This is a genomic window from Candidatus Nitronereus thalassa, assembly GCF_032191465.1.
Taxonomy (GTDB): Bacteria; Nitrospirota; Nitrospiria; order Nitrospirales; family UBA8639; genus Nitronereus; species Nitronereus thalassa.
The window spans coordinates 583,740-603,568 of the sequence record NZ_JAQOUE010000001.1 but is presented as its reverse complement, the minus strand read 5'-3'; the positions used below and the strand labels follow the sequence as shown (position 1 = coordinate 603,568).

Genomic DNA, 19,829 nt, shown 5'->3' with positions numbered 1-19,829 from the left:
GTTGCCTCTGTTGAGGCATTGCCTTCCTGTAACTAGTGAGCAGAATATGAAAATTTTCTTTGCTTAGACCAGGGAGTATGATTAAATGGCTTCAAAGAAAGCAAAAATTTCCATGGCAAAATCCCTATCAAGAAAAACATTATCAAACACTCGGCATCCTTCTCTTGCCACACTGCGAAAAATACGCCTGATTGCCACGGATGTGGATGGAGTGCTCACAGATGGAGGAATGTATTATTCTGATTCCGGGCAACAGATAAAAAAGTTCAATGTCTGGGATGGCATGGGGTTAGCCCTGTTAGGACGAGCTGGACTCATCGTGGGAATTATTACCACCGAAAAAACGAAACTCGTGGCGGAACGAGCGAAGAAATTACAAATTACCGAGGTCCATCAAGGAATCTGGGATAAACTGGGAGTACTGGAAGAGATGGGGCAACGTTATGGAGTGACCCTAAACGAAATGGCATTTATTGGTGACGACATCAATGATGTCGAAGCCTTAAAGGGTGTAGGGTTTTCAGCTTCCCCAGCAAATGCCAGACCAGAAATACAAAAAATTGTTCACTATGTGTGCAAAGCCAAGGGGGGAGAGGGCGCGGTTCGGGAACTCGCGGATTTGATTCTCTCGGCTCAATCAAAAAGCGGGCTTCCGCAAATGAGGAAAATTTCCTCCAAGAAAGTTTCACTTTAGGTGTACCAGAATTGATCCGATAACACTATTAAGTCGTTAAAACCAACAGCTATTGATGACAATGTCTCGCAATTTGACCTATCCATTCTACTTCTAGGCCTATCATGAAAAAACAACCCCATTTATATGCGGTCGTTCTTGCCGGAGGAAGTGGCACTCGTTTCTGGCCCATGAGCCGCGAACGATTTCCCAAGCAACTCTTAAAAATTATTGGTGAAGAGACGTTAATTCAGCAGACTGTCCGCCGCGTCATGTCGTCCGTGCCAGTGAATCATATTTGTGTGGTGACGAACCACTTTCAAGCCGAATCCATCAAACTTCAATTGGCTCAGTGGAAAGATGAGTTAGCAGATAATTTTGTCCTGGAGCCAGAAGGTCGAAATACCGCCCCAGCCATTGGATTGGCGGCGTTGCGATTACTTCGACGCGATCCCGATGCGACCATGCTGGTCCTTCCCGCGGACCATATCATTCAAGGTGATGCCAAATTCAAAAATGCCATTTCTTTGGGCTATGAAATCGCTCAAAAGGGGAATCTAGTGACTTTTGGCATTCAACCCACCAAACCGGAAACTGGGTATGGGTATATTCAACCGAATCGACGGGCTCGCCTTGGTAAACAGGGAACGCTGTCCGGCTATAAAGTCGCTCGATTTGTGGAAAAGCCCGACGTCAAAAAAGCGCAGCAATACTTGAAATCTGGGAATTATTTTTGGAATAGCGGGATCTTTTTATGGCGAGCCTCAACCGTCTTAGAAGAATTTGCGCGGCATCAACCTGCGCTGCTTCGTGGGTTAAAGGCTGTTGATGAGATGATGGAGTCAGGCCAATTCGGGAATCCATTCGCGGCCCGATATAAAAAACTGCCTTCGGTGTCCATTGATTATGGGATCATGGAGCAGTCTTCCCACTCAGCGGTGGTCCCTGTCAATTTTTCCTGGTCGGACGTGGGGAGTTGGGGAAGCTTAGAAGAAGTGGCCCCATGCGACAAACGCGGCAATGTAAAAACGGGAAATGTCGTCGACCTGGATAGTGAAAACACGGTCTTTTTTACGGATAAACGCCTGGTTGGGTCAATAGGTCTCAAGGATATGGTCGTAGTAGATACCCCTGATGCCACCCTGGTGTGTCCAAAATCCCGTTCACAGGATGTAAAAAAACTGGTTGAAGAGCTTAAGCGCCGTGGGGCTCCTGAACATTTGGAACATCTCACGATACATCGACCATGGGGGTCCTATACAATTTTAGAGGAAGGGCCAGGGTATAAAGTCAAACGTATTAGTGTCTTGCCTGGGGGACGTCTTTCACTTCAAATGCATCATAAAAGAAGTGAGCATTGGGTCGTGATTGCTGGAACCGCACGTGTGACCTGTGGTGACACGGTGTCCGACCTTGGACCTGGAAAAAGTATTGCCATTCCAGTGGAAACCAAACACCGTTTAGAAAACCCTGGAAACGATCCCCTGGAAATTATCGAAGTCCAAAATGGGCCATATCTTGGGGAAGACGATATCGTACGTTATCAAGATGACTACGGGCGCACACAAACACCTTAGGTTTCGTGGACTGAGGAGAAGACATTCATGAGCATTTTTCGCGAGTATGACATTCGTGGAATTGTTGGCAAGGATCTCACCGTTGAAATCGCCGAGTCTATTGGCCGTGGGTATGCCACATTGGCCCTTAGTCGTGGATGCAAGACCGTGGCTGTTGGTCGTGACGGTCGGCTAACTTCGCCAGAACTGCGAGATCGATTTGTGGCCGGCGTCATCTCAACGGGAATGAATGTGGTGGATATTGGCGTATGTGCGACTCCGTTGTTGTATTTTTCTCTTTTTAATCTTCCTGTTGATGGTGGGGTTATGATAACAGGAAGCCACAATGCGGCTGAATACAATGGATTTAAAATGTGTGTGGGAAAAGGCGCTTTGTATGGTGAGGGGATTCAGCAATTAAAGAAGATTTTGGATGAAGGTTCATATGCTACGGGGACTGGCGCCGTGTCTGAATCGCCGGTAATTCCCGAATACATGGCCTATCTCAAAGAAAATTTTTCAAAAGTGGACGGATCGGGTCTGCATGTGGTGATCGATGCAGGCAATGGCGCTGCCAGTCTGGTAGCCAAAGATGCTTTGGAGCAAATGGGTTGTAAAGTGACACCATTATTCTGTGATTTAGATGGACGTTTTCCGAACCATCACCCTGACCCAACCGTCGTGGAAAATCTCCAAGATTTGATTCGTACCGTAAAGGATCAAGGGGCCGACGTTGGCATTGGATATGATGGGGATGCCGATCGCATCGGGGCCATCGATGAAAAAAGTAATATTCTTTGGGGTGATCGCTTAATGCTAATTTTTGCCAGGGATATATTAGAAAGCCAACCCGGCAGCACGTTTATTTCGGAGGTCAAAGCCTCACAACTCCTCTATGATGATATTGAAAAACGTGGAGGCCGAGGTATTATGTGGAAAACAGGGCATTCGGTCCTCAAAGCCAAGATGAAAGAAGAGAAGGCTGTCTTGGCTGGAGAAATGTCCGGCCATATGTTTTTCGCGGATCGGTACTTTGGCTATGATGATGCTATCTATGCATCATGTCGGCTCATAGAAATTCTCGCTAAAAAGCGAAAACCGCTTTCCTCTCTATTGGCTGATTTGCCTATTACGGAAGTCACTCCAGAAATTCGGGTAGATTGTTCCGACGATGTGAAATTCACCCTCGTCGAAAAAGTGCGGAATCGTTTTTTATCGTTGCATAAGAATCCCGATCCTACCAAACCCCAATTGATTGTTCGTGATGTCGTGACGATCGATGGCATTCGTGTTCGCTTTGATGATGGGTGGGGGCTCATTCGTGCTTCTAACACCCAACCCGCCTTAGTGTTGCGATTCGAAGCCAATTCCCTGGATCGCCTCAATACCATCAGAACCTACCTCGAAGGGGAATTGGATACCTGTCAACGCGCCTTAGAGCCTTAACCTCGTTGCAATACCCAGAAAGGGCAACTACAGGCCGTGGATAATAATTCCATTGGCCTCACGCGACTCCTGCGAGATTTACTAAGCCCATCTTGATTCGGCATTTCTCTGATTCATCAAGTACAATATTCTTATGTTAAAGCAGTGTATACCAAAGACTCAGGTCTGGATGGTGGTGTTCTGCATTGGAATTTGGGCTTTGCCTTGTTTTGCGAACAATTCTGAGAATTCCGAAATTTACGAACTTCCGGAAGAATCGTTGCAATATTCCATCTCTCTTTTGGGTATTCCAGCGGGAACAGCAACAATGGAGACTTTTTCTCAGACCTTGGCGAATGGGTTGTCTGTCTTGCAGCTCAATAGCACGGCCAAATCGAATGATTTCATCTCTTTGTTCTTTCCAGTCAATAATATGGTGCGTTCAACGGTGAATGCCCACACCTTGCTACCTCTTCATTTGCTGTTCCAGCGCCGTGAAGGAACCCGGCATGAAGATTTTGATATTACCTTTGATCACGAAGCCAGGCAGGTCACCATCTTGAAAAAGGGAGAACGTCGGACCATGCCCATCCCGAATCAGACGCATGATGGACTGTCTTGTTTGTATTTTTTACGGCAGATGTCGAGACTGGTTCCCGGACAGTCGGTAATGTTGACCATTCATCACGATAAAAATAATTATGAAGTGGAAGTCCAAGTTGAAACCATTGAACTGGTTCAGGGGCCTTGGGGAGCGGCGGAGGCCATTCGCCTGTTAGCCGTTATGCCGTTTCGGGGAATTTTTTTAAACGAAGGGAATATTCGGTTTTGGCTTACCAATGATGTGCAGCGTATTCCATTGAAAATGGAAGCGCGGGTGATCGTTGGTTCCGTGCAGGCGGTTTTGGAAAGCTGGCCAGGGTCTCCAAAATCGGCTCGACTTTTTTGATAAAAGGCCTATAATAAAAATCCTTAAGTGTTGAAAAGAAGGATTTTTCTAAGATGTCAAGCCCTATTTCACTTACCGAGCATATCCTGGATCAGCAAAGATTGCACCCTGATGCCACTGGTGAGTTTTCCACCATTATGACCCAAATTGTTCTGGGTGGGAAAATGATTGCCCAGGATCTACGGCAAGCCGGGCTTCTCGATATTTTAGGTTCGACAGGGGATGTTAATATTCAGGGTGAGGAAGTACAGAGACTTGACCAACGAGCAAATGATACTTTCGTTCAGGTGTTCGAATCGAGCAAAATTGTTCGGACGGTTATATCGGAAGAAATGGAAGAACCCTATACCGTCATACCGGCAGAACGAACGGGTAAATATGCCGTGTTTTTTGATCCACTGGATGGATCATCAAATATTGATGTCAATGCTCCATTAGGGGCCATATTTTCAATCCATCGGCTTTTGCCAAGCTCCTCGGGAAAGGAAAATTCCCTCTATCTCAAACCGGGTGTTGAGCAGGTAGCAGGAGGTTATATTCTCTTTGGTACCAGCACAATTTTGGTTTATACCTGTGGGGATGGAGTTCATCAATTCACCTTGAATCCTGGAATCGGCGAATTTTTGCTCTCCGCGTCTAATATCACCATGCCTTCCCGTGGGAAAATTTATAGTGTGAATGAAGGTAATCGTCAGAAGTGGTCAAATGAAATGAGAAATTATATTGCCCACCTTCAGGAATCTGACGTGGCTACGGGACGCCCATATTCCTTACGATATACCGGCTGCTTGGTGGCCGACGTCCATCGGGTGCTGTTAAAAGGTGGGTTATATTTATATCCTGGCGAAGTGATGAAGCCCGAGGGTAAGCTCCGGCTTATGTACGAAGCCGCTCCGCTGACGTTTGTAATTGAACAAGCCGGTGGCATTGGAAGTACAGGGTTTGAACGAATTCGAAATATTCAACCCAAAGCTCCCCATCAACGAGTGCCTTTAGTGATTGGCAGCCGGGAAGATGTGGAGTTGGCTGAAACGTTCTTAAAACCTAAAATTGAATAATCTGGGCGAAAGACGATAATTCGCTCACAATAACTGAGTTTAATTTGTAGAATGATCAGGAGTTATGGGAAGAGGAGGAGCCAGGATGGCTCTACGAGTCGTTTTTTTCAGCATAAGCCTGTTGCTTGGCCTAGGGGTCGGGTTTGCTGCTGGGTCGGGCGACAGTACCTATATTCTGATTGGTGCAGGGCTCGGAGCTTTGTTGAGCCTGACACTGATGGCTGTCGAGCATTCCCTGAACCGTATTCCTTCGGTCACGACCATCGGCGGTGGGGTCGGGTTTAGTATTGGTGTCGTCCTCGCGGGTGTTCTGATTTTTTCAACTGGTCAAATTTTCCCCCAACCTACAGTAGTGACCCAGTTTGGGACCATGGCGGTCCTGGTGATTTTGCCGTATCTTGGGCTCATCGTAGGGCTGCGGTGGGGAAAATTTGGGGAGTGGGATCTCCGGCCCAAAAATGCCGAACCAGTGGTTGCTTCCGGCCTCGTCCCCAAGTTGCTGGATACGAGCGTAATCATTGATGGACGGATCGCCGACATTTGTGAAACGGGTTTTATAGAAGGGGGCTTTATCATTCCTCAATTTATTCTTCAGGAATTACAACATATCTCTGACTCTTCCGATGGCTTAAAACGTGCTCGCGGGAGAAGAGGGCTTGACATTCTCAACCATATTCAAAAGAAAGTTGATGTGGATGTGACGATCGTTGAAGAGGATTTTCCTCATATAAAGGAAGTTGACGCCAAACTTGTGGAATTGGGGAAAAAACTCGGGGCTAAAATATTAACGAATGATCTGAATCTCAATAAAGTCGCCGAGTTGCAAGGGGTTCGAGTGTTAAATATTAATGATTTGTCTAATGCGTTAAAACCGGTGGTCTTGCCGGGTGAGACCATTCGAGTCTTTGTACTGAAAGAGGGAAAAGAGGCTGGACAAGGCGTCGCCTATTTAGATGACGGAACGATGGTGGTGGTGGACAACGCCAAACGTTGTATTGGCAAAAACGTGGATGTCATTGTGACCAGCGTGCTACAAACGAGCGCTGGAAGAATGATCTTTACGCGCCTGAAAGAAGAGTCGGATCGAGACGAGTTGAGTTTCGCGCGTGGCTGATTGGGTGACGGCGGTGGTTCCGGCGGCTGGTCGTGGGGTTCGAATGGGAACGGGAGTTCCCAAGCAGTTTCTCACATTAGGCGATATTCCACTGCTCGTTCATGCTTTACGAACCTTTGAGGCATCGCTCATCATTTCGGAAATCATTCTGGTCGTACCGCAAGATGATTGCCAGTATTGTAGGGAGACCATTGTGCCGTCTCATGGTCTCACGAAAGTTTCCCAAGTGGTAGCGGGAGGGAGACGACGGCAGGATTCGGTGCTGAATGGTGTGCAGGCGGCAAAATCCACGACTGAGATCCTCGTGATTCATGATGCGGTCCGGCCCTTTGTTTCTTCAATGATGATTACCCAGGTAGTGGAGGCCGCGCGCCAACATGGGGCTGCCATTGTGGCCATTCCCATGCGTGATACCGTTAAGCAGGTGAATCCTGATGGTGTCATTACCCACACCCTAAACCGAGATGAATTGTGGCTCGCACAGACTCCCCAGGCATTTCGATACGAACTGTTGCTTCAGGCTCATCAACAAGGGAAAGCCGATGAGGTGGAGGCCACGGATGATGCCTTTTTAGTGGAAAGGTTGGGGCGATCTGTGGCTATTGTTCAAGGGAGTTCGGACAATATCAAGGTGACACGACCAGAAGACCTTCATATGGGCCAAGCCATTCTCACCGCAAAACGTTCCGCGAGTTGTCCATAACCTTTTCTTTCTCTCTTTTCAGAGATCATGACTTTCCTGTATTCTTTCTAAGCATTCTATCTTAAAAATTATTGATTTTTGGGTTGCTCCATGCGGATAGGTATCGGGTATGACATTCATCGACTTCAGGAGGGCCGACCCTTGGTTTTGGGTGGGATTCTGGTGCCCCATACCCATGGATTGGAAGGTCACTCCGATGCGGATGCCTTAACCCATGCGATTTGTGATGCGTTACTCGGGGCGATGAATGAAGGCGATCTTGGACGGTATTACCCAAGTAACGATCCGAAGTATAAAAATATGAATAGTTTGGACATGCTTATTGGAGTGGCTAAAAAACTTGCTCAGCAGGGTTTCCGTCTTGTTAATCTAGATACGATTATTATTGCCCAGGCGCCACGGTTGGGCTCGCATTTAGCGGATATGGCCAAACGATTAGCTGAGGTGTTGGGGGTGGATCCCTACTTGATCAGTGTCAAAGTAAAAAGTGGAGACCATATTGGGGCAGTGGGAAGAATGGAAGGTATTGCAGCTCAAGCCATTTGTCTCATTGAAACGACTTCTGCGAGTTCGTGAAATTTGAGGAATTTGTAGGGCAATGTTTAAAGCCATTGGACAAGATTTGCAGGCAGTATTTCAACGCGATCCTGCAGCACGAAGCCGTGTGGAAGTTTTTCTCACATACGCGGGGTTTCAGGCCCTGATGTTTCATCGGATTGCGCATCGATTATGGAGTATGAAATTACGATTGTTGGGACGGGTAGTTTCCCAATTTGCTCGGTGGATCACCGGAGTAGAAATTCACCCAGGCGCAAAAATAGGGCATGGGTTTTTTATCGATCATGGGATGGGAGTGGTGATTGGTGAAACTGCGGAAATTGGAGATTTTGTCACACTATTCCAAGGGGTGACTTTGGGTGGAACAGGAAAAGAGCGAGGGAAGCGACATCCAACTTTGGGCAATCATGTGGTTGTCGGTTCTGGGGCAAAGGTATTGGGAAATATTCGGGTTGGGGATTTTGTGAAAATTGGCGCGAATTCGGTCGTCTTGCGATCTGTCCCTTCTAACTCCACGGTCATTGGCATCCCTGGACGAATCATTAAATCCGTAGGGGAACGTGTCCCGGAAGAATCTATGGATCATGCCAACATTCCCGATCCCATTGCAGAACGGTTCGAAGCCATGGAACGAGAAATAATTGAACTACGAAAAAAGTTAGAAAATCCTAATGCCTAAATAGTTTGACCCTCCATTATGAAAATGTATTGAATCAAGGTCTATTCAATCATATACTGCTCTTAGATGGACAGGTAATGTCCATATCTTTAGGTGTTTCCGGAATTGACAATCAAAAAGAGTGAGACGAAAGTACTTTCGTTTTCGCTTGTAATTTTCACTATCTACAGGAGGGCCTGCTCGTGAGTGAAGGGTTCAGGATGACCAAGAGGGTTCAAGAAATCTTGAGTTATTATCAAAGCGATGCGCCAGGCATTCGTGCGAATTTAGCCAGACTCCTCATGAGTGGCCGTTTGGGTGGTACGGGGCGATTGGTGATTCTTCCTGTAGACCAGGGATTTGAGCATGGGCCGGCCAGGAGTTTTGCGCCGAATCCACCAGGGTATAACCCTCACTATCACTTTCAATTAGGCATAGAAGCTGGTTGTAATGCCTATGCGGCTCCGTTGGGGTTTTTAGAAGCTGGGGCCGCGGAGTTCGCTGGTCAAATTCCGCTTATCCTCAAACTCAACAACAGTGATTCATTGTATGGCGATGATGATCCTAACCAAGCAGTGACGGGCAGTGTGGATGATGCGCTGCGCTTAGGGTGTTGTGCCGTCGGATATACCATCTATCCCGGTTCGGCCTATAGCCAAGAGATGTATGAGAATTTACGAGAAATTGCCTTGGAGGCCAGATCCGTTGGTCTGGCGGTAGTAGTATGGTCCTATCCTCGCGGTGGTACCTTAAGCAAAGCCGGCCAAACCGGCATTGATGTGGCCTGTTATGCGGCACAGATTGCGGCTCAACTCGGCGCCCATATCATTAAAGTAAAAGTGCCTACCGATCATATTGAACAAGCCGAGGCCAAAAAAGTGTACGAGGCTGAAAAAATTCCCATAAGTACCCCCACAGACCGCATTCGTCATGTTGTGCAAAGCGCATTTGATGGTCGAAGAATCGTGATTTTCTCGGGTGGAGCCAAAGGTGAAGATCAGAAGATTTTTGACGAGGCTCGAGCGATTCGTGATGGGGGAGGGTTTGGGTCGATTATTGGTCGTAATTCTTTCCAACGGTCCAAACCGGAAGCTCTCAAGTTTTTAGAGACTGTGATGAAAATTTATTCTGGAGAAATTGCCTAATCTCCCTCTAGGGCCTGGGGAAGATATTCTTAATGATCTTCCTCAGGTTTCTAACCCTATCCCTCTTTTTCTCTATAGGCTGTGTTTCTTTAAGGATAGAGCCCTCTAACAGCATGGGCCTGTGCCACTTGATCGATACCACTCATCAGAGCGGCCAGTCGCATGGTGGTTTTCTTTTCTCGTGAAAACAGCAACGAGCGGTGAAAGGCGGAAGTAATAATTTCCTGCAACCGTTGCCGTATATCTCCTTCATTCCAAAAAAATCGTTGAACATCTTGAACCCATTCGAAGTATGAAACGATAACTCCACCAGAATTCGCCAAAATGTCCGGGATAATAAACACGTTGCGGTCATGGAGAATCTCGTCTGCCTCCAAGGTTGTGGGGCCATTAGCGGCTTCAGTGAGAATTTGGCATCGCAGGTGTGAGGCGTTTTTGACCGTTATTTGCTCTGAGAGCGCGGCGGGGATGAGAACCGTACAATCCAGCGTGAGCAACTCTTCATTGGTCAAGTGATCACCGACTTTCATTTCCGCTATGGGAATGCCGAATTTATGTTGTTGAAAAATATCGTCGATATTTAACCCGGCTTGGTTGTATAACCCCCCAGTAACATCGCTCACTCCGATAACCCTAGCTCCGGCCTCATGCAAAATACGAGCTGTGTGAGACCCCACATTGCCAAATCCTTGTATGACGGCGGTCGTATCATGAATTTTAATGCCTTTATAATGTAGGGCTTCGAGTGTGACGTCTACGACACCCCGTCCGGTTGCTTCTTCCCGTCCAAGACTCCCGCCAATCGATAGGGGTTTACCCGTGACCGATCCAGGTACGGAAAACCCGACTTGTTGGCTATAGGTATCCATCATCCAGGCCATGATTTGTTGGTTAGTGCCAATATCCGTAGCGGGAATGTCCTTGTCCGGTCCCATTAATGGAAAAATTTCTGCCACGTATCGTCGTGTGAGTCGTTCCAATTCAGATTGTGAGAGTTGATTGGGGTCTACGGAGATTCCCCCCTTTGCTCCGCCATAGGGAAGTCCAGCCAAAGCGGTTTTCCATGTCATCCACATGGCCAGGGCCGCCACTTCCCCCAGGTTGACATCGGGATGGTAGCGAACACCGCCTTTGGAAGGTCCACGAGCGGAATCGTGTTGCACGCGATATCCCATAAACATTTTCACATTCCCATTGTCCATTCGTATTGGCAGAGCCACCATCAAAGATCGTTGGGGAGTTTTTAGGCGCTCACGAAACCGTGGGTCGAGGTTCATGGCCTCAGCTGCCAGGTCAAATTGGGCCATGGCAAGATGCAGTGTGGGGTGATCTAATTCTGGAATAATCATGAGAGAATCCTTTTGTAGGATTTTTAGGAGCAGGCTTTTAAAAACCTATAGCCCTATGAAAATTTTACTCCTGGATTGGAGTTATGTCATCAAGGAATTAAGATGTTGTCGAAGGAATGGGCTGCTAAGGCCATTGGGTAAGTAAGCGATATATTCAATAACAGGGCATTTACTGATCACCCTGGGCCCTGTAAGATAAAATATAAGGAGTTCACGAGAATGTTCAGAAAAATATTAAAGAAACTTGTCATTTTAATTGTTGTGGCAGGGGCTTCTGGATTATTGGGAGTTCCAGCGGGGTTTGCCGTGCTCGGCAAATTGCAGATTGTCCTCCTTGACCAGGAGCCGTTTTATTTTCCAGCGTCGATTAATCTTCAGGCCGGACAAATTGTTCAATGGGAGAATCGCTCGATGCAATCACATACCATCACCCATGATGGCTGTGGGGAGCGTAAAGGTTGCATTTTTCATTCGGGTCACCTTCAACCAGGAGAACAGTTTACCGTGAGTGAATTGCCGCCAGGATATTATCCTTATCATTGTAATATTCATCCTTTTATGCGTGGGCTGATTGTGGTTGAACGGGAACCTTCTCAAAATTTCAATTCCACGGAATTATAGATTCCCAAAGTTTTCTCTCTCCTTTTCTTCATCATAATCCACCTTCAGTAGATATAAGCCATAAGGCGGTGCGGTTTTTCCTGCCGCACAGCGGTCGTGGGCCTCCAAAATAGTCGGTATTTCACTTGGGGAGCGTTTTCCATGTCCAACTTCTACTAGCGTACCCACAATAGCTCGTATCATTTGTTTAAGAAATCGGTCTGCCTGAAATGTAAGGCGAATGATCGGGGGGTTTGCCACAATGTTCACCCTATTCATCTTGCAGACGGGGTTTTGATTGTCGGTGGGTGATCCTTGGAACGAGGAAAAGTTATGTTGGCCTTGGAAAATTCGAGCCGCCGCCTGGAGTGAAGAAAGATCTAAGAGCTTAGGAATATGCCAACATCGAAGACGATCGAGAACTGGTCTGATTGGATGATTTAGAATGTGGTATTCATAGGTTTTTTGTCTGGCGCTATACCGGGCGTGAAATGAATTGGAAACCACTTCCGTTTGATGTACGCAAATATCATTGGGAAGAACTCCATTGAGTGCCCGAGTCCATTCATGGGGAGAGATTGATGATTCTGACCGAAAACTGACGACCTGCCCCAGTGCATGGACACCTGCATCGGTTCGACCAGCTGCAACAGTGGGAACCCGGACCTGGGAAATTTGCAAGATGGCGTCCTCAATGGTGCTTTGAATCGTAGGGTGGTTAGGTTGGCGTTGCCAACCGGCATAGGCCGTGCCGTCATATTCAATGGTCAGCTTATAGGTTTGCATGGGCGTTGGGAATGTCTTGTGAGTTCCTCGTTGTTATTCCGAGGTGAATGTTTTTGGAGTAATCCTAGAATACCGGATTAAGATAAGGTGGGGAAGGAGGTTTTTAGATATGAATAAATGGCTTGATACATGCCTTCAGCCAGTTGTTTTTGGAAGGCCTTGCTTCGCAAGCGGTTTTCATCATCCGGGTTAGAAACAAAGGCGACTTCGGCCAAAATACTTGGCATCGTGGTAAAACGAAGCACATAGAATGGCGCAGTTTTCACCCCATGATCTTTGACCTTATACGAGGCGGTCAAGGCCTTGACCAGGGTTTTATTTGTAGTCCAGGCAAAGGTCTGTGATTGTTCGATTTTTTGATCGTTTAATTTATCGGCAATGATAAATTGCCAAGGAGGCGCATCGTCTTCGAGCTTCATACCATTTTCCCGTGCCGCCACTTCCAGGGCACGAGGATCGCTGGCTTTCCCGAAATGATAGATTTCAAGACCTTTAATCGATCGTTGGGGATGTGAGTTCACATGAATGGATATAAAGAGATCGGCTTTTTTCTTATTTGCAAATTCCACACGCTTTTCTAAATCTAGAAAGATGTCTTTTTCCCTTGTCATGAGGACGTGGGCCCCGAGCCGACTCTGAATCAACTCTTTGAGATAACTCCCAATTTTTAAGGTAATGTGTTTTTCTTGAGTTCCTTTCTTACCTGTGGCACCAGGGTCTTTTCCTCCATGTCCTGGGTCGATGACCACCACGAGATCTTTGAAATTTTTGACGAGATTTCCCGATGGGCTAGTTGGGCCAGCGGTGCCTTGATCCGCCTCTTTTGGGTTTGGGTTTTGAGAAATTGATGCCTCCGGTTCCAGGGGCGACATGGCAGTTTTGGGAGGTTCTTTTGACGGTTTAGGCGTTTCTTTCGCTGGGGATTTTTGTGGTGCTTTCACAGAGCCTGTCTTTGGTGCTGGCGTCGGACGTTTTGAGGTTACCAGAGGTGTCTTTTTGGAATAATATAAATCTACAACCACACGGTTCGGTTTGCGAAGAGTTTGCAACTCATATTTGGATAAGGACGTGAGGTCAAGTGTGAGGATGACTGTTTGCGTAGAACCTTCGAAGATGGAAATGGCGTGAGGAAATTTACGGTGTCGAATTTTTTTAAGCGCACGAGAACTGAGTTGAGACTTTGCAAGAATGATCGTGGCCGTCTGGTTCTTATCATTTTTGGATTCCTGGAGAATAGCTCGAGCCGGTAGATCCAACACTACTCGTGTATATTTTTTATGAGCATGGTAGCGAACATTGGTGACGGTAAGGGGTGATGACTTTCGTGAGGATTTCTGGGTTCCCCTGGCGACCACGATGGGAGCCGGGTGTTCAGAGCTTGTATTTGAAATGGCCGAATGTGCGGAATGCTGAACGACTCCTGGTGGCAGTAACAGGAGAAATCCAATCGGAATAATGAGAGAAATGAGTATGCGATGGATCATCGTTGATGGGTAGGCTTTCTTTTTGTTTTCTCAGAAGATGGGGGTATTGTCAAGATAGACCTAAGTCTTAGACCTGGTTTGACAGTGTATGGTCGGTACGTTAGCGTGAGGCTCGGTATGGCCATGCATGTTATTGTCGATGGATATAATATTCTGGGTGTACGTGGGTGGAGCGGAAAATCTTCTTCCCAAGAAAGTGAGCAATGTCGAGAACGCCTTATTCAGGACTTATCCCGATATAGCCACCGCAAAGGACATTCCTTGACCGTGGTGTTTGATGCATGGCGGCAACCTCATGGGGAATGCCGGGAACATCGTTCAGGCGTTCAGGTGCTTTTTACAAGAGAAGGGGAACGGGCAGACCAAGTCATTCAGGGCATGACCAGGAAGTATACGCGTGATTGCGTCGTGGTTTCCTCGGATTTGGAGGTTGTCGCCACGGCAAAAGCTCATGGTGCGTTGACGATCAGTGCCAAGGAATTTCAAGGCAAACTGCAATCGGCAGGAAATAATGGGTTAACTTCTGGGCGAACGGCAAAACCGCTAACATCAGCCGTGTATGGAAAAGTCGAAGAGGAAGTGCCATTGCGACGACCAAACAAAAAAGGTAATCCACGCAAACTTCCCAAAGCCCAACGAAACCGGAATCGACAACTTAGGGGATTTTAAATAATCGTTTAGTATTCTCCACAGTGGCTTGAGAGACTTTTTCTAAAGCATTGAGCGTGTCAGATTCCACAAGGGTGGAAATAGTTTCGGCGACCTGGCGTACAAATGCCGGTTCATTTCGTTTTCCGCGATAGGGCACAGGGGTCAGGTAGGGACAGTCGGTTTCCACCATCATCCGATCTAACGGAACCGTTTTGATAATGTCCCGGAGCATCGTGGCATTCTTAAATGTAATAACCCCGGAAAAACTCAGGTAAAATCCAAGGTCTAATGCGTCTTTCGCGAGCCACGCATCGCCGGAAAAACAGTGGAATACTCCACCGACATCCGCGGCGCCTTCTTCTTTGAGTATGGAAATGGTGTCTTCCTGGGCTTCTCGGGTATGGATCACCATTGGCAGTTGGAGTTCCTTCGCCAGCTGGATTTGTTCACGAAATCGTAGACGTTGGGTAACCCTAGGAGAGTGGTCATAATGATAATCCAAACCTATTTCCCCATAGGCTACGACCTTGGGGTGTTGCGCCAACCGACGGAATTCATCATACCAGCCATCAACGATTTCTTTGCTTTCGTGAGGATGCACTCCAATCGTCGCAAAGACATTTTCGTGAAAGTCCGCCAGCGCAGCGGCGGATTGACTTGTGGAAAGATCGCACCCAATAGTCACAAACGCTTCGACCCCTGCTTCCTGCGCGCGTTGGAATACGGCGTCACGATCTTGATCGTAGCGGGGATCATCTAAATGGACATGACTATCAATCAGCATGGAAAATTTTCCCTTTCACACACATTTTCATTCTTGGGCTCCCGATCCTAACACATCATGGAAGATCAAAGAAGGCTTAGAGGAGATTGACTTTTATGGATTGGGATCTCGCGTTATTTTTAAAAATCAATGGTTTGTCGGGACAGTCGGCGTTGATGGATTGGTTCATGTTGGAATGTTCCAATGCTAGAAATTTTATAGTGCTGGCTTTAGTGTATTTGGGGTACCGCAGTTGGTTGAATTGGCAACAAGGGGCCTTAGCTGCCTCCGTTTTAGGGCTGACCATTGGCCTTAGCGATTTTATTGGCATGCAGCTCAAGCTGTTTTTTGCTCGGCCTCGACCCTGTCAGGCATTTCTTCAAATTCAAGAACTCGTAGGGTGCGGCGGGGTGTTCAGTATGCCTTCGAACCACGCCATAAACTCGGCCACTGCGGCCGCATTCTTGTGGGTCCTTTTTCCGTCGACCAGGTGGGTGGTGGGTATCATGATGATGCTGGTCGGGGTGTCTCGTATTTATCTCGGGGCCCATTATCCCACAGATGTGCTGGCCGGTTGGGGGTTAGGGGCTATGATAGGGATGACGTTAGGATATGTGGTGTTTCGCTCGAAGTGGTTTCAACATGAATGGCCATCAGGAAGAAAAATAATCGGCTAGTGAGAATGGATGTGATGATGGCTCGAGGGAGACTCCTCACGGATGGGAAGCTGGTTTAAATCACAATGTCTGCCGGTGGTATGGGCACATTCCGTTTCAAGTTGAATGGTCAAATGGTGAATTCCGAATTCTGAAGCCACCATTGAACGTATCGTGGCCAGCAATTCATCTTTTAAATGCGTGCTGTCCTGGTTTACCATTACATGACAAGTCAGCATCACTAGTCGAGGTTCAACGGCCCAAATATGCAAATCGTGAACATTATCGACCCCGTTCATCTTCTCGATGGAGTCCACAATATGTGCAGTTTTGATTCCTGGTGGGGTGGATTCCAAAAGGACTTCTAATGACTCTCTAAAAATTGGCCAGGAACCCTTCACGATCACTCCGACGATGACCACGCTAATCATTGGATCCAACCACGTCCAACCTTTGAAGAGAATTCCCAATCCACATAACACGACACCCAGTGAGACCCATGCATCTGCCAGCATGTGCCAAAAGGCCCCTCGAATATTCAGATCGTCTTTAGCCCCGGCTTGAAGCAACAAGGCCACCGCTAAATTAGCCCCAAAGGTGACCAGTGCGATCCCGACGACCCAGCCTCCTGGGATATCTACGGGTGTGAATAATCGTGTGATAGCAAGATACCCAAGAATTATGGCGGTGATGATCAATACTAATCCATTCACAAAGGCTGCCAGAATTCCTGCGCGATGATAACCAAAGGTTCGTTCTTCTGTCGCAGGTTTAGCCGAAAGGACATGGGCGTAGAGTGCGAGGAATAGCGAGCCTTGATCGATAAGATTGTGGCCTGCATCGCTCATCAATCCAATGCTATTCACTAGATATCCGCCAGTGAATTCCGCAAAAATAATCACTGCATTGATAGCGAGCCCCCAATATAAGCGATGTGTGAGGGTCTGATTCGAAAGGGAGGGTGAATTCATCCTCAAAGTGTCGCATGAACGAGTGCTTGGGGCAAGCAACAGGGGAAGGACGTGTGGGGAGGTGTCCCTAAATTTTTACCAGATATTCCTTACAAAAGAAGATGTTATTTATTCGAATTGGTGAGACCTGTTTGACTCTGTTGTTTGTCAGTGAAGGGAAGAGGTTGTCCTGCCCAGCCGAGCTTTGAGGCAAAGCCTTGGCCATAGTGATCGTATAATTGAAAGAATTGAAATGCTTTGCAGTCGGTAAGGACTTCTTTAACTTCGTGCATATATCGATCGTAGGAATAATGAAATTCCACTCCTTGGCCACCAACCATGATGACTTTTTTGTTTTTGGTATCTATAAAGCTTTCTTGGTGAAATACATACCGATAGTACGGGCTTTCCGGACCGCCGATGTGTTTCAAAAACATAGCCCAGGTTGGGGCTTTGTCCGCCGATAATCGTTGGGCGATGCTCACTCCCGTACTTTTTTTATACTGATCAAAAAAATCGCTAAACATGGTATCCACCCAGTTGTGCTCTTCGGCGATATGATGAATAGCATGTTTGAATGGTACGACCGTGTGCATTTCCCATCGTGATCCTGGCGCCCAGTGAAAGATGACGCCGTTTGTGGGGCCGTCCCACTCAGTCCCTCCCACCTGTTCAACTTGGTGCTCAGTAATCTTATTCGCCCATACCCAATATAAAAAATCCACAAATCGTGGATCTTGGGTATTGAGGGAGAGTCGGGTATTGCTCAGAGGAGAGTCCGGATTGAACGTAGTTCGGACTTTAGCGCACCGCGCTTCCCACTGCGAATTTGTCCAAGCAGAAGGACTCGTAGGGAATCCATAACTGGGATGTCCTAAAAAAAGGGAAACACCGAAGAGAAAAACAGGCAATACATATTTAAGGCGTGGCATGAGACCTTTCGTTTGTTGTCGTCAATAGGTTCACAAACACTTGGACTAATTCATATCCCTTAGACTAGCAGAATAGTTCAAGAAACGAAAAGAATGTCCCAAGGCTACAAGGGAGACTCAATGGTATGACCGCGAAGCGGAAAATAGGGGGTGGGAAACTATTGTGAAGTAAATAGATCTGGAAAACTGAGGTATTTAGCGTCAGCGTCGGCTTCGACGCTCGATGCCCCGTTCAAGGGTCCGAAGAATAATAGCAAACACTTTTTGTTCTTCTTCATAATGTGGGTCGCCTTCAATTGGAAAGTATATCCCCATTCGACTTCCGTAGCGATGCCTGACAATTCCGGGAAGTTTGACACTTTCTCCCGCAAGGTGAATGCTCAAAAACAATTTACTGTGGACAGGCAATTCGGGGCATTGGTCTTCGCCAAAATCAATGAGAGCTCCTTGAGTACCAAGATTGACACATTTGCAGGATCGCAAAATTTTATTCATGGTTTCTATTTCTGTTGAAATTGGAATCCCTTGTAAAATTGTGTGCCGTGGAAAACGACGGCGCTCTTCCCAGTTCTCCGAGCTAGGCTGTTTCATTATTATTTTTGCATGTTCTTTAGTTTGATTGTTTTGTTTAATCGTCAACACGATAACATCCCCACTTTTGATGCATTGCAAAGAATTAAATTATCTATGGGCAATGAAAACATGATCCAGTGCGGCATTACTAGAATTGCCGAATCATTACTACTCATCATTATCGGTTGAATGTGGTTAATCTTGACTAGAAGAATTTTTGAAACAAAACGATTTTTTAAAAATTTTCGATGTAATTCCCTGGTGGGATTAATTGCTGGGGGCGTAATTCCTTCCTGGTGAATATCTAAGGATAGGAATAAGATTTTAAAGTCTTTAAGAATGCGGGAATTAAAATGACGAATTAACGGTCCAAGAAATAGTATTCAGTAAATATTAGTCTCGGTTGAGACGAAAATCTTAGGCCCGTGGGATATCCAACTGGAAAGGTTTATTCCGATGAGAAAAATCGTTGGAGCATCCCGCATAACCTATCCTTCATCCTGGTGATTGATTCCCAGACCTGGAACGCTTTGGACTATGCGTTCAGCGAGCCTGGAGAAGGGTAAGCTCTGAATCCATATTGTTCCGGTTCCATGGAGGGTTGCTAAGAAAAACCCCTCGCCACCAAAAAACATCGATTTTAAGCTTCCCGCTGATTCAATGGCGTAATCTATTCCTTGGGTAAAAGCAACGAGACAACCCGTGTCTAAGCGAAGCGTTTCACCTTGTAAATCTTTTTTAACTACCGTTCCACCAGCGTGCATAAAGGCCATTCCATCGCCCACGAGTTTTTGCAAGATAAATCCTTCGCCACCGAAAATTCCCGTCCCCAGTTTTCGCTGAAACGTGATTTGGATGCTTGTGCCCAACGCCGCCGCGAGGAAGGCGTCTTTTTGACAGATCACTTCACCACCAAAATCCGCCATGTTCAATGGAATGATCGAACCTGGATATGGAGCAGAAAATGCCACGCATTTTTTTGCCGGGCTTCTATTTGTAAAGTGAGTGAGGAAGATTGATTCGCCGAGAAGCATTCGTTTCCCCACCCCCAAGAGTTTGCCCATGATGCCTTCGTTTGGCGTGGACCCATCTCCCATTTTGGCCTCAAAGGTAATCCCTTCTTCCATATAATTCATAGCGCCAGCCTCTGCAATGACTGATTCACCAGGATCAAGATCCACCTCCACCAGCTGCATCTCATGTCCAATTATATGGTAATCGACTTCATGACATTTCATGAGATTCT

21 protein-coding genes are annotated in these 19,829 nt (G+C 46.9%); 13 read left to right on the top strand and 8 right to left on the bottom strand.

From position 1 onward, the window contains the following. The first annotated feature begins 85 nt into the window (after positions 1–85). From PPG34_RS02820 to PPG34_RS02775, 10 genes are all read left to right on the top strand, one after another. Complete coding sequence (locus PPG34_RS02820) at positions 86–694, top strand: KdsC family phosphatase (protein WP_313831620.1); 609 nt, start codon at positions 86–88, stop codon at positions 692–694. 104 nt (positions 695–798) lie between these two features. Then, entirely contained in the window at positions 799–2,250 is a 1,452-nt protein-coding gene (locus PPG34_RS02815; protein WP_313831619.1) for a mannose-1-phosphate guanylyltransferase/mannose-6-phosphate isomerase, read from the top strand. 27 nt (positions 2,251–2,277) lie between these two features. Then, a complete protein-coding gene (locus PPG34_RS02810; RefSeq protein WP_313831618.1) occupies positions 2,278–3,675 on the top strand; it encodes a phosphomannomutase/phosphoglucomutase in 1,398 nt (465 codons plus the stop codon). A gap of 133 nt (positions 3,676–3,808) precedes the next feature. After that, the gene (locus PPG34_RS02805; RefSeq protein ID WP_313831617.1) at positions 3,809–4,603 is read left to right on the top strand and encodes a DUF3108 domain-containing protein; all 795 of its coding nucleotides are present in this window, start codon (positions 3,809–3,811) and stop codon (positions 4,601–4,603) included. Positions 4,604–4,656: 53 nt separating this feature from the next. Then, positions 4,657–5,661 carry a class 1 fructose-bisphosphatase gene (gene fbp, locus PPG34_RS02800; protein WP_313831616.1) on the top strand — a complete coding sequence of 335 codons (1,005 nt, stop codon included), beginning with the start codon at positions 4,657–4,659 and terminating at the stop codon, positions 5,659–5,661. 85 nt (positions 5,662–5,746) lie between these two features. Further along, entirely contained in the window at positions 5,747–6,775 is a 1,029-nt protein-coding gene (locus tag PPG34_RS02795; protein WP_313831615.1) for a PIN/TRAM domain-containing protein, read from the top strand. Further along, entirely contained in the window at positions 6,768–7,478 is a 711-nt protein-coding gene (gene ispD, locus PPG34_RS02790; RefSeq protein ID WP_313831614.1) for a 2-C-methyl-D-erythritol 4-phosphate cytidylyltransferase, read from the top strand. Before PPG34_RS02795 ends, ispD begins: the two co-directional genes overlap by 8 nt. Positions 7,479–7,568: 90 nt before the next feature. Next, on the top strand, positions 7,569–8,054 hold the full coding sequence (gene ispF / locus PPG34_RS02785; RefSeq protein ID WP_313831613.1) for a 2-C-methyl-D-erythritol 2,4-cyclodiphosphate synthase: 486 nt from the start codon (positions 7,569–7,571) through the stop codon (positions 8,052–8,054). 22 nt (positions 8,055–8,076) lie between these two features. Then, positions 8,077–8,715 (top strand): serine O-acetyltransferase, encoded by a 639-nt coding sequence (cysE, locus tag PPG34_RS02780; RefSeq protein ID WP_313831612.1) that lies wholly within the window; start codon positions 8,077–8,079, stop codon positions 8,713–8,715. A gap of 200 nt (positions 8,716–8,915) precedes the next feature. Further along, entirely contained in the window at positions 8,916–9,839 is a 924-nt protein-coding gene (locus PPG34_RS02775; RefSeq protein WP_313831611.1) for a class I fructose-bisphosphate aldolase, read from the top strand. A gap of 89 nt (positions 9,840–9,928) precedes the next feature. Here PPG34_RS02775 and PPG34_RS02770 read toward each other — a convergent pair whose 3' ends face one another. Continuing rightward, complete coding sequence (locus PPG34_RS02770) at positions 9,929–11,188, bottom strand: Glu/Leu/Phe/Val family dehydrogenase (protein ID WP_313831610.1); 1,260 nt, start codon at positions 11,186–11,188, stop codon at positions 9,929–9,931. 219 nt (positions 11,189–11,407) lie between these two features. Between PPG34_RS02770 and PPG34_RS02765 the strand changes: the two genes are divergently transcribed. Further along, complete coding sequence (locus PPG34_RS02765) at positions 11,408–11,809, top strand: cupredoxin domain-containing protein (RefSeq protein ID WP_313831609.1); 402 nt, start codon at positions 11,408–11,410, stop codon at positions 11,807–11,809. On the opposite strand, the gene truA is transcribed toward PPG34_RS02765, so the two are convergent. After that, a complete protein-coding gene (truA, locus tag PPG34_RS02760) occupies positions 11,804–12,574 on the bottom strand; it encodes a tRNA pseudouridine(38-40) synthase TruA (protein WP_313831608.1) in 771 nt (256 codons plus the stop codon). The genes PPG34_RS02765 and truA overlap by 6 nt on opposite strands. Before the next feature lie 77 nt (positions 12,575–12,651). Beyond that, the gene (locus PPG34_RS02755) at positions 12,652–14,058 is read right to left on the bottom strand and encodes an N-acetylmuramoyl-L-alanine amidase family protein (protein WP_313831607.1); all 1,407 of its coding nucleotides are present in this window, start codon (positions 14,056–14,058) and stop codon (positions 12,652–12,654) included. A gap of 117 nt (positions 14,059–14,175) precedes the next feature. On the opposite strand from PPG34_RS02755, the gene PPG34_RS02750 reads away from it, so the two are divergent. Continuing rightward, the gene (locus PPG34_RS02750; RefSeq protein ID WP_313831606.1) at positions 14,176–14,727 is read left to right on the top strand and encodes an NYN domain-containing protein; all 552 of its coding nucleotides are present in this window, start codon (positions 14,176–14,178) and stop codon (positions 14,725–14,727) included. Here the strand turns inward: PPG34_RS02750 and PPG34_RS02745 are convergent. After that, positions 14,714–15,493, bottom strand: a complete 780-nt coding sequence (locus PPG34_RS02745; RefSeq protein WP_313831605.1) for a TatD family hydrolase — start codon at positions 15,491–15,493, stop codon at positions 14,714–14,716. The genes PPG34_RS02750 and PPG34_RS02745 overlap by 14 nt on opposite strands. A gap of 95 nt (positions 15,494–15,588) precedes the next feature. Here PPG34_RS02745 and PPG34_RS02740 point away from each other — a divergent pair, with 95 nt between their 5' ends. Next, positions 15,589–16,149: a phosphatase PAP2 family protein gene (locus PPG34_RS02740; RefSeq protein WP_313831604.1), complete on the top strand. Its 561-nt coding sequence runs from the start codon at positions 15,589–15,591 to the stop codon at positions 16,147–16,149. On the opposite strand, the gene PPG34_RS02735 is transcribed toward PPG34_RS02740, so the two are convergent. From PPG34_RS02735 to PPG34_RS02720, 4 genes are all read right to left on the bottom strand, one after another. After that, complete coding sequence (locus PPG34_RS02735) at positions 16,146–17,099, bottom strand: cation diffusion facilitator family transporter (RefSeq protein WP_313831603.1); 954 nt, start codon at positions 17,097–17,099, stop codon at positions 16,146–16,148. The genes PPG34_RS02740 and PPG34_RS02735 overlap by 4 nt on opposite strands. Positions 17,100–17,203: 104 nt before the next feature. Then, positions 17,204–18,010 (bottom strand): hypothetical protein, encoded by an 807-nt coding sequence (locus PPG34_RS02730; RefSeq protein WP_313831602.1) that lies wholly within the window; start codon positions 18,008–18,010, stop codon positions 17,204–17,206. A 201-nt stretch (positions 18,011–18,211) separates the two neighbouring features. After that, a complete protein-coding gene (locus PPG34_RS02725) occupies positions 18,212–18,505 on the bottom strand; it encodes a hypothetical protein (RefSeq protein WP_338140926.1) in 294 nt (97 codons plus the stop codon). A 566-nt stretch (positions 18,506–19,071) separates the two neighbouring features. Beyond that, positions 19,072–19,821: a TIGR00266 family protein gene (locus PPG34_RS02720; protein WP_313831601.1), complete on the bottom strand. Its 750-nt coding sequence runs from the start codon at positions 19,819–19,821 to the stop codon at positions 19,072–19,074. Between the last annotated feature and the right edge of the window lie 8 nt (positions 19,822–19,829).

Excerpts from the sequence above, each read along its gene's own strand:
- fbp (WP_313831616.1), top strand. The coding sequence starts at position 4,657 with ATGTCAAGCCCTATTTCACTTACCGAGCATATCCTGGATCAGCAAAGA.
- cysE (WP_313831612.1), top strand. The coding sequence starts at position 8,077 with ATGTTTAAAGCCATTGGACAAGATTTGCAGGCAGTATTTCAACGCGAT.
- truA (WP_313831608.1), bottom strand. The coding sequence starts at position 12,574 with ATGCAAACCTATAAGCTGACCATTGAATATGACGGCACGGCCTATGCC.
- PPG34_RS02725 (WP_338140926.1), bottom strand. The coding sequence starts at position 18,505 with ATGAATAAAATTTTGCGATCCTGCAAATGTGTCAATCTTGGTACTCAA.
- PPG34_RS02720 (WP_313831601.1), bottom strand. The coding sequence starts at position 19,821 with ATGAAATGTCATGAAGTCGATTACCATATAATTGGACATGAGATGCAG.
- PPG34_RS02750 (WP_313831606.1), top strand. The coding sequence starts at position 14,176 with ATGGCCATGCATGTTATTGTCGATGGATATAATATTCTGGGTGTACGT.
- PPG34_RS02810 (WP_313831618.1), top strand. The coding sequence starts at position 2,278 with ATGAGCATTTTTCGCGAGTATGACATTCGTGGAATTGTTGGCAAGGAT.
- PPG34_RS02820 (WP_313831620.1), top strand. The coding sequence starts at position 86 with ATGGCTTCAAAGAAAGCAAAAATTTCCATGGCAAAATCCCTATCAAGA.
- PPG34_RS02765 (WP_313831609.1), top strand. The coding sequence starts at position 11,408 with ATGTTCAGAAAAATATTAAAGAAACTTGTCATTTTAATTGTTGTGGCA.
- PPG34_RS02730 (WP_313831602.1), bottom strand. The coding sequence starts at position 18,010 with ATGCCACGCCTTAAATATGTATTGCCTGTTTTTCTCTTCGGTGTTTCC.
- PPG34_RS02775 (WP_313831611.1), top strand. The coding sequence starts at position 8,916 with ATGACCAAGAGGGTTCAAGAAATCTTGAGTTATTATCAAAGCGATGCG.
- PPG34_RS02735 (WP_313831603.1), bottom strand. The coding sequence starts at position 17,099 with ATGAATTCACCCTCCCTTTCGAATCAGACCCTCACACATCGCTTATAT.
- PPG34_RS02740 (WP_313831604.1), top strand. The coding sequence starts at position 15,589 with ATGGATTGGGATCTCGCGTTATTTTTAAAAATCAATGGTTTGTCGGGA.
- PPG34_RS02795 (WP_313831615.1), top strand. The coding sequence starts at position 5,747 with ATGGCTCTACGAGTCGTTTTTTTCAGCATAAGCCTGTTGCTTGGCCTA.
- PPG34_RS02745 (WP_313831605.1), bottom strand. The coding sequence starts at position 15,493 with ATGCTGATTGATAGTCATGTCCATTTAGATGATCCCCGCTACGATCAA.
- PPG34_RS02815 (WP_313831619.1), top strand. The coding sequence starts at position 799 with ATGAAAAAACAACCCCATTTATATGCGGTCGTTCTTGCCGGAGGAAGT.
- PPG34_RS02770 (WP_313831610.1), bottom strand. The coding sequence starts at position 11,188 with ATGATTATTCCAGAATTAGATCACCCCACACTGCATCTTGCCATGGCC.
- PPG34_RS02755 (WP_313831607.1), bottom strand. The coding sequence starts at position 14,058 with ATGATCCATCGCATACTCATTTCTCTCATTATTCCGATTGGATTTCTC.
- ispF (WP_313831613.1), top strand. The coding sequence starts at position 7,569 with ATGCGGATAGGTATCGGGTATGACATTCATCGACTTCAGGAGGGCCGA.
- PPG34_RS02805 (WP_313831617.1), top strand. The coding sequence starts at position 3,809 with ATGTTAAAGCAGTGTATACCAAAGACTCAGGTCTGGATGGTGGTGTTC.